This is a genomic window from Paenibacillus sp. 2TAB23 (genome assembly GCF_052115165.1).
Taxonomy (GTDB): Bacteria; Bacillota; Bacilli; order Paenibacillales; family Paenibacillaceae; genus Pristimantibacillus.
The window spans coordinates 1-1378 of sequence record NZ_JBFRGD010000062.1 but is presented as its reverse complement, the minus strand read 5'-3'; the positions used below and the strand labels follow the sequence as shown (position 1 = coordinate 1378).

The 1378-nt window shown below is 35.1% G+C and carries 3 protein-coding genes; all 3 read right to left on the bottom strand.

The features are described 5' to 3' along the window. A partial coding sequence (locus tag AB4Z29_RS32280) for a sigma factor (RefSeq protein WP_441946957.1) occupies nt 1-278 on the bottom strand: 278 nt, incomplete at its 3' end. A 360-nt stretch (nt 279-638) separates the two neighbouring features. Beyond that, nucleotides 639-920 carry a hypothetical protein gene (locus tag AB4Z29_RS32275; protein ID WP_441946956.1) on the bottom strand — a complete coding sequence of 94 codons (282 nt, stop codon included), beginning with the start codon at nt 918-920 and terminating at the stop codon, nt 639-641. 18 nt (nt 921-938) lie between these two features. Beyond that, a partial coding sequence (locus AB4Z29_RS32270; RefSeq protein ID WP_441946955.1) for a TreTu family toxin occupies nt 939-1378 on the bottom strand: 440 nt, incomplete at its 5' end.

Below are 1378 nucleotides of genomic sequence, written 5' to 3'. Positions count from 1 at the left end.
GTGATCTCATTGCCTTCCTTATCCGTGCCAATCGGATCATGCAAAGAAACGTCCTTTCGAGTTTTCTTCAATGAACGCAGATGCATAAGTATTTCGTTCTCAATACAACGAGCCGCAAACGTCGCGAGCTTCGTGCCTTTCCCGGTCTGGAAGCTCTCGATGGCTTTAATCAATCCAATCGTGCCGATGGAGATTAGATCCTCTAAATCTTCCCCGGTATTGTCGAATTTTTTGACATTGTGAACACAACCCGATGTAAAACTAAACGTAAAGAACACTTAACAGATCGTTCTGATGATAAAGAGTACATTTTTCCGCACTCCACATGTGTTAAGGCCCAATGGATAAATACGTTTTCCAGTTCTAATCTCTACCCCCTCATACTCATAAATCCGATAACAACGTCGCCACTTAGCCAAAGTTGTTTTTGAAACGCTATAACCTCAAACTACCTCTTTCACATCCATATGTTTCCACTCTATCTATTCAAGGATGGCAAATATCTCCGAAGCGATGTGTTCTATTTTAGACATGAAAATGCTCCCTGACGAAAACAGGTTTTTAGTGTTTCACCTGTCTAACGTATGGGGAGCATATCAAAATGTGGTTTGAATTCACTCAAAGTTAAAATTCAGTATTCAATCTGAAAAACTTGCAATATCCTTTTTCATTTCTGTAATTAACTCGTCAAAATTATCAAACTCTCTTGTTTTAATCATAAATGTTCTTTCACTTTCAATCTCAACTGCAAAAAAATCATACGTATACTCAGTAACAATGCAAATAGACGCCATAAATTCATCAGTTGATAAGGCATATTCAAGCTTCTTATTGCCATATATATTCACACTTTCTATCACAATACCTTTGTCTAATTCTGCGATATAATTATTTACAATGGTTTTAATTGATTCAAACATCGTCATCCTGCCTTTTCTTCATCGTTTTGTATCAACATGCGTAATATTTGTACCAATTGGATCGGGAAGCGTTATTCCTTTGTTCTTAGCTAATTTTAATTGCATTTCATTTTTTGATTTCACTGGGGCCCATCCTAATTCAATATCTTTTGGCATTAATAATGAAGCATCAATATCAAATTCAACATAATAATTCCCTTTATTGGCCTGTCTTTCATAACCTTTTTTCCCTTTAGTTAAGACATTTGAATTTGGAATTATGCCCGTTTTTACGAATTGGTCATATTGAGTTTTTGACATCCATTGTCCTACTTTTGTTGTTTTCACAACATTTTGTGTCGCCTTATGAGTATTTACTAAAATATTTTTCATTGATTTTACAAATATCTTAACACCTTCTGCAACCTTTAGTACACCATTTTCAACAACCAAGAAATTCCTTCTTACAAACTCATCAA

Coding starts and splice junctions, on each gene's coding strand:
- AB4Z29_RS32275 (WP_441946956.1), bottom strand. CDS start 920: ATGTTTGAATCAATTAAAACCATTGTAAATAATTATATCGCAGAATTA.